The sequence below is a fragment of the Streptomyces sp. N35 genome (genome assembly GCF_016464295.1).
Lineage (GTDB): Bacteria > Actinomycetota > Actinomycetes > Streptomycetales > Streptomycetaceae > Streptomyces.
Genome location: NZ_JAEIMH010000020.1, coordinates 32335 through 39101 on the forward strand (window position 1 = coordinate 32335; position 6767 = coordinate 39101).

A 6767-nucleotide genomic window follows, 5' to 3' on the forward strand; every position below is an offset into this window, starting at 1 on the left:
GCGGGCCGCCGCCCTGCCCGACTACCCCCCGCCCCGCCCCCCGGCCCCCCCAAGGGGGCCGGGGGGTTGTGCCGTTCGGCCGGCTCCGGCCTCCCGCGTACGGGAGACCGGAGGCCGGTCAGGGGCGGTGGATCAGCCGACGCTCACGCTGTTCCAGGTGCCCGTGGCGTCCGTGTACCCGCCGAGGAAGCAGGCGGGGACGGCCGTCACCAGGTTGGAGGCGATGTCCCAGTCCGCGGTGGCGTGCACCTTCATGCCCTTGTACTGGCCCGCGGTGACGATGCCGTCGAAGTTGGCGCCCGTGAGCGTCAGCTTCGAGGTGCCCATGACCGTGCTTTGGACCGTACGGCCGTTGATCTGCCAGGTCATGGTGCCGGTCATCTCCGCGTTCGGGAGGCCGAGCGAGGGCAGACACGAACCCTTGCCGGAGCCCTCGAAGTTGACCTCCACGTAGGAGGGGGTCCGCTTCGAGTCGACGGACTTGCAGCCCGCGCTGGTGCCGGAGCCGGTGAAGCTCTGCAGCTTGTCACCCATGGTCAGACCCGGCTTGATGCTGAGCGACGCGAGGCCGCCGTAGCAGTGGACGCCGGGGCCGCCCGCACCGTCGTTCGCGGTGATCTCGAAGGTGTGCTGCACCGGGTCGGTGGTCTTGTCACCGTCGGTGACGACTCCGGTCTGTCCCTCAAGGGTGCCCTCGGCGCCTTCCGCGACCTCGGTCGTGACCTTGATCGACGGGTACTGGCTGCCGGGCTGCAGGGCGTCGGCGCCCGTACCGGGACGGGTGCAGGTGACGGTCTGGCCGGCGATCCTGCACTCCCAGCCGGGGCCGACCGCGGTCCTCGGGGTGACGCCCTCGGGGAACGTCTCCGTGACGGTGACCGTGTCATGCGTCGGACCGGCGTCGGCGGCGTTGCTGACGTCGACCAGGAACGTGGCCGGCTTGCCGGCCACCACCTCGCCCTCGGGCTTGGTGGCCACGGACAGGTCGGGCTCCTTCGTGGAGACCGGCGTGACCGTGACGGTGTCCTTGACCGGCGCCTTGGGCTCGGCGCCCGGGGTGCTCGCACCGGTGGTGCCGGTCAGGTCGCCCTTGGCGCCCTTGTCGACCTCGGTGGCCACGTGGATCGGCGGGAACTGCTCGCCCGGCTTGAGGCTGTCGGGCCGGGTGCAGGTGACCTTCTGGCCCTCGATCTTGCAGGTCCAGCCGTCGCCCGTCGCCGTGACCGGCTTGATGCCGTCGGGGAAGGTGCGCTCGACCGTCGTCGGGCCCGTCGTGGGTCCGGCGTCGGGTGCGTTGCCCACGGCGATCACGAAGTTCGCGGGCTTGCCGGCGACGACATCGCCGTCGGGCTTGGTGACCACCGTCAGGTTCGGGTCCTTGACGGCCGGCTTGACCGTGGTGGTGTCCTTGACCGGAGCCGGGTTCGGCATGTCCGGCGTCGCGACGATGGTGGCGCCGGTCAGGTCGCCGGCGGCGTCGTCGGCGACCTCGGTCTTCACGATGATCGACGGGGCCGACTCACCGGGCTTGAGCACCGGCTTGTCACCGGGCCTGGTGCACTTGACCTCCTGGCCCTCGACCTTGCAGTCCCAGCCGTCACCCGCGGCGGACACGGGCTTGATCCCCTCGGGGAAGCTGCGGACCACGGCGATGGTGTCGCCGGTACGGGTCGGCCCGGCCTCGGGCTTGTTGGTGACGTCGATCTGGTACTCGGCCGGCTCACCGGCCTGCACCTCGCCGCGGGGCTTGGTGACGACCGTCAGGTCCGGACCCTTGGCTGGGATGACGTCGACCTTGTTGGTGTCCGGCTTGGGGTTCATGTCGTTCGGCGTCGTGGCGTCCGAGATGATCGGCTGCTCGCCCTTGACCGTGGGTGCGACATCGGTGGTCACGGTGACCGGCGGCGCCGACTCACCGGGCTTGAGCACCGGGCCCGGACGTGTGCAGGTGACCTTCTGGCCCTCGACCTTGCAGTCCCAGCCGTCGCCCGACGCGGCCTTGGGCACGATGCCGGCGGGGAAGGTCTGCGTGGTCGTGATCGGGCCCGTGGTCGGACCGCCCAGCTTGTCGTTGGTGGTCGTCATCGTGAACTTGGCCGGCTCGCCGGCCTTCACGGTGCCGTCCGGCACGACCTTCGTGAACAGGTTCGGGTCCAGGGTCTCGATCTTGCCGTTCCAGATCTCGTGGATCTGGGTCGAGGCACCGGTGGACGCGGAGAAGCCGATGCGCAGCTTGTCCGGGACGGGCGGCTGGCCCTCGATGGTGTCGAGGTCGACCGGCGGGATGACCTCACGCAGCGGCGTACCGTCGTGGAAGTCGACCTGGACGCGCATGACGCCCTCGTGCGACAGCTCGACGATGGCGGTGCGCTTGGCCTCCTCGCGGGTCTTCGCCTCCGAGAGCGCGAAGCGCCGGCCCGACTGGTACGAGGCGACGAAGGGGTTGTTGAGGGCCGTGCCCGCGGCGTCCTTCTCGGCGCCGCGGATGGTGACGGAGTTGGGCTTGGCCGCGGCGGGGCCGCCCTTGTGGTAGTCCGGCATCCAGTCGCGGGTGAAGTTGCCGTAGACGTCGAAGCCGATGCCGAGGTAGCCGCCCGGCAGCTTGGAGTAGCCGAGACCGGCACCGTTCTTGCCCGCGTGCTCGGGCAGCGGCTTGCTGCCGTCCATGAGCATCAGGGCGAGGCCGTCGGCGGGCTGGGCGGTCGCCGGGTTGTACATCGCGAAGTCGACGGTCCAGCGCAGACCGGCGCGCGCGTCGAAGGTACGCGTGGTCATCACGTACCCGTTCTGCATCTTCTTGTGGGACGTCAGCCGCAGTGCGCCCTCGCCGGGCTTGTCCGGCGTGGCGGGCATGCCCGGGTGGGTCTGGCAGCCGCGCAGCGGAGCGACCGTCGCATCTCCGACGGGTCCTGCGGGCCCTGCCTTGCCGTCGCCCTTGTCCACGGGGGTCATGGGCGCGGCGGTGAGACAGGCCCAGCCGGTCGGGTCGCCCTTGAGGTACGGGCCCGCGTACCAGAGCGACTCGTCCGTGACCCGCTCGCCCGTGAAGGGCTCATTGCCGATCTCGGCCGCCGCGGCGGGGGCGGCGGTCGTCAGGGACAGCCCTCCTGCGGCCAGTACGGCGGCGACTCCGAGCGCGGTGGCGCGCCAAGGGGGTCGCAGCCTTCCTGTCCGCCGTCCGGGGCGGACTGCGTTATCTGCCATGGTGCTCTCCTCCCGGAGCGCGGCAGATCAGTCACCCGCGCCCGGACTATCACTGTGTGTAGTTTCATGACTTCGCAACGTAGTCATGCTTGCGATCATCGCACCACCGGCCGCCGGTTTCCGCGCGCCCAAAGGGCCAACAGAATTAAGCCGTTGACGCCTGGACGCACCAACGACCCTCACCTTCGCGGGAGTTGGGAACGCGCAGAGGCGTGGCACCCGGCGGGCGGGCGCCGCCCGGCCCATCGCGGGTGGGTCGGGGCGGTCGGACGACCGGCGCCAGGCCTATGCGTCTCGGCTCGGAGATCAGCCGATGTTCAGGGAGTCCCAGGTGCCGATGGCGTTCGTGTAGCCGCCGAGGAAGCAGCCGCCGGCGGCGGCGATGAGGTCGAAGTCCCAGCTGGCGGTGGCGTTGACCTTCTTGCCCTTGAACGGGCCGTCGGTCACGACACCGGTGAAGTTGGCGCCGGTCCAGGTGAGCTTGGAGGTGCCGGAGACGTTGCTGACCTTGTTCTCGACGTCGGGGCCGCCGCCGTTCCACGTGATACGGCCGTTCAGGTCGGCGTTGGGGATGCCGAACTCGGGCACACACGCACCCTTGCCGTTGCCCTCGAAGAAGACGATGGCGGAGGTGACCGCCTTGCCGGAACCGACGTTCTTGCAGCCGGTCGTGACGCCCTCACCGGTCCACGTCTGCTGCTTGGAGCCGACGATCGTCAGACCCGGCTTGGCGCTGAGCTGGGCGTTTCCGCCGGCGCACCGGACGCCGAGCGGCTCGTCGGCGGAGGCCGCCGTCGGAGCGAGGGCCACCATCAGGGCGGCGGCGGGGAGGGCTACGGCGGCCTTCTTGAGAAGTGCGTGCATCAGGTTTCCTTGGTGTGTGCTGTGAAGCGTGGCGGGGTGGCCATGGCGACCACGCATCAGTGTTTGCACATAGTGACCTAAGGTTCGCGGTGTGTGATCTGAGCGGGTGATAGGCCCCCCGGGGGCCCGGTGCACACGACTCCCCAGTGACAGAGAGTGACACCACCGGGTCACTCTCCGTGCGTCACTCCCTGTGCGCCGCCTCCTTGAGCGCCCCGAGCACCCGAGCCAGCGCGGGTCCGGACTCCGCGCCCCTGCGTACGGCGGCCACGACATGGCGCCTCGGCTGGTCCCCGCCGATGCTCACGCGGACCACACCGTCCGCCGTGGACGCGGCCATCCGCGGCACCAGGGCGACCCCCATCCCGGCCGAGACCATGGCGAGGATCGCGGTCCAGCCCGCCGCGCTGTGCGCCTGTTCGGGGACGAAACCGGCCGCCTCGCAGGCCGCCGTGGTGATTTGCGACCAGGGCCCGCTGCCGCCGAAGATCCAGGCCTCACCGGAGAGGTCGGCGAGACGCACGCTCTTGCGCCCCGCGAGCCGGTGGCCCTCGGGCAGCGCCACGTCGAGCGGATCGGCGAGCAGCGGGACCCGGGTGAACTTCGGGTCACGGGCGGTCGGCGCATGCGCGGCCAGGGACAGGGCGAGATCGACCTCGCCGGCGGAGAGCAGCTCGTACGCCTCGGCGGCCTCCGCCTCCCGCACCCGTACGTCCAGAGCGGGCGCGTCCTCGCGCAGCTGCCGCACCGCCGGTACGACCAGAGCGGGCACCGCGGTCGAGAACGCGCCGATCCGCACCTCGCCGGCCTCGCCGCGCACATAGCCGGCCAACTCGGCGTCGGCGCGCTCCAGTTGGGCGAAGACGGCGTCCGCGTGCCGCAGCACCAGATGCGCCGCGTCGGTCAGCCGCACCCGCCGGCCCTGCGCCTCGAGCAGCGGTACGCCGACCTGCTTGGACAGATTGGCCAGCTGCTGCGACACGGCCGAGGGGGTCATCAGGAGCGCCTGCGCGGTCGCGGTGACGGTGCCGCGCTCGCTGAGGGTGCGCAGGATCTGCAGTTTCTTGATGTCCCACTCGGTCATGTCCCGCAACTTATCCCCGCACCCCATGACTCACTTGTGGTGGGTCACCACATTCACGACCTTGCCGTCCGGATCGCGGACGAAGAAGCGCCGTACGCCCCACGCTTCGTCCCGCAGCGGATGGACGATCTCCGCGCCGGCCGCGCGCATCGCCTCGTACGCGGCGTCGACGGCCGCGCCGTCCGGCAGCTCGATGCTCATGTCGGGGACCACCGGGGCGGAGGCGTCCTCGGTGATCAGGACGACCTGGGCGGTGGGGTTGGACGGCGAGGCCATGATGACGGCCCAGCCCAGGTCCATGACCTCGGCAAGGCCGAGCGTCGCATAGAACGCTCGGCTCTTGTCGGGGTCCTGGGTGCGGACATCGGGAGTGATCCGGCGAATCGTCATACCCGGCACGTTACTTGCGGGCTGTGACAGTCCGGCCGTCCTTGGCGCCTGTGACACTCCGGCCGACCGAGCCGAGGACCACGCCGCCCAGGATCAGGACCATGCACAGGATCTGCATCGGGCCGGTCGGCTCGCCCAGGATCACGTACGAGAGGATCGCGACGAAGACGGGCTGGAGGTAGTAGACCAGGCCCGCGCGGCCGGCGCCGATCAGCGAGATCGCCTTGTTCCAGGTGAAGAAGGCGATCGCGGAGGAGAAGACTCCGGCGTACAGGAGCGGCGAGACGGAGCCGACGGTCGGGGTGAAGCCGCCCTGCAGGACCAGGCTCGCGACGAAGGCGGGCGACAGGATCACGGCGCCGAGCGCGAAGCTCGTGAACAGGAAGGCCAGACCGCCCAGTTCGGCCGGACGGCGGCGAAGCAGTGCGCTGTACGAGGCGAAGCTGAGGGCCGCCGCCAGCATCCACAGGTCGCCGGGGGCGAAGTCCGGGGAGAGCTTGCCCTTGCTGACCAGGAGCAGGACACCGACGCAGGCGATCAGCATGCCGGCGACCCGCCGGGCGCCGAGCCGTGCGCCGCCGAGCTTCTCGTAGACCGTCATCACGACCGGCGACGCGGCCATGATCATGCCCATGTTGCCGGCCGAGGTGGAGATGCCGGCCTGGTAGACGAGGGTGTTGTAGACGGTGATGCCGAGCAGCGAGGCGAGGCCGACGAAGCGCCAGTGCTTGACGATGATGTGCCGCTCGCGCCAGGCGTGCCGGGCCGCGAAGGGCGCGGCGGCGGTCAGGGCGAGGGTCCAGCGCCAGTAGGCGTGCTGGATCGGAGGCACCGTGTCGGCGAGGGCCCGGGCGCCGATGAAGCTTCCCGACCAGACGACCGTCGCGACGAGCGCGAGCAGCAGCCCGAGCGTCGCGGTACCGGCCGCGCGTCCCTTCGGCTTCGTCGGCGTCGCGGTCGCCTCGGGGGTGCGTACTCGGTCGAGGACTGCCATCGGTATCCCTTGCCCAACTGCCCTGGTGGGGGCGCTTGTCGTGTGCGTTCGGGATCTACAGTGACAGGGGGGCGATACGTAGGTCCATCGAAAAGAATCGATGGTTCTATGAAGCAGAACTGAACGTTTGGGGAGCCGGTGCGCGGGCACGCAAAAGCGCCTCCCCGGTCCGCGCGGGGGGGGGGACCGGGGGGGCGCCCCCCGGGGTCGGGGGGGGCCCGCCCCCTGCGG

Annotated in this window: 5 protein-coding genes; all 5 read right to left on the reverse strand. The window is 70.6% G+C overall.

The window, feature by feature from the left end:
- Nucleotides 1–132: 132 nt before the first annotated feature.
- Nucleotides 133–3204, reverse strand: a complete 3072-nt coding sequence (locus JAO81_RS13595) for a hypothetical protein (protein ID WP_199548090.1) — start codon at nt 3202–3204, stop codon at nt 133–135.
- Between the two features lie 306 nt (nt 3205–3510).
- The gene (locus JAO81_RS13600) at nt 3511–4068 is read right to left on the reverse strand and encodes a hypothetical protein (RefSeq protein WP_199548091.1); all 558 of its coding nucleotides are present in this window, start codon (nt 4066–4068) and stop codon (nt 3511–3513) included.
- Between the two features lie 184 nt (nt 4069–4252).
- Entirely contained in the window at nt 4253–5152 is a 900-nt protein-coding gene (locus JAO81_RS13605) for a LysR family transcriptional regulator (RefSeq protein WP_199548092.1), read from the reverse strand.
- Nucleotides 5153–5182: 30 nt separating this feature from the next.
- Nucleotides 5183–5542: a VOC family protein gene (locus JAO81_RS13610; RefSeq protein WP_199548093.1), complete on the reverse strand. Its 360-nt coding sequence runs from the start codon at nt 5540–5542 to the stop codon at nt 5183–5185.
- A gap of 10 nt (nt 5543–5552) precedes the next feature.
- Nucleotides 5553–6536 carry a DMT family transporter gene (locus tag JAO81_RS13615; RefSeq protein WP_199548094.1) on the reverse strand — a complete coding sequence of 328 codons (984 nt, stop codon included), beginning with the start codon at nt 6534–6536 and terminating at the stop codon, nt 5553–5555.
- Nucleotides 6537–6767: the final 231 nt, after the last annotated feature.

Coding starts and splice junctions, on each gene's coding strand:
- JAO81_RS13615 (WP_199548094.1), bottom strand. CDS start 6,536: ATGGCAGTCCTCGACCGAGTACGCACCCCCGAGGCGACCGCGACGCCG.
- JAO81_RS13600 (WP_199548091.1), bottom strand. CDS start 4,068: ATGCACGCACTTCTCAAGAAGGCCGCCGTAGCCCTCCCCGCCGCCGCC.
- JAO81_RS13610 (WP_199548093.1), bottom strand. CDS start 5,542: ATGACGATTCGCCGGATCACTCCCGATGTCCGCACCCAGGACCCCGAC.
- JAO81_RS13605 (WP_199548092.1), bottom strand. CDS start 5,152: ATGACCGAGTGGGACATCAAGAAACTGCAGATCCTGCGCACCCTCAGC.
- JAO81_RS13595 (WP_199548090.1), bottom strand. CDS start 3,204: ATGGCAGATAACGCAGTCCGCCCCGGACGGCGGACAGGAAGGCTGCGA.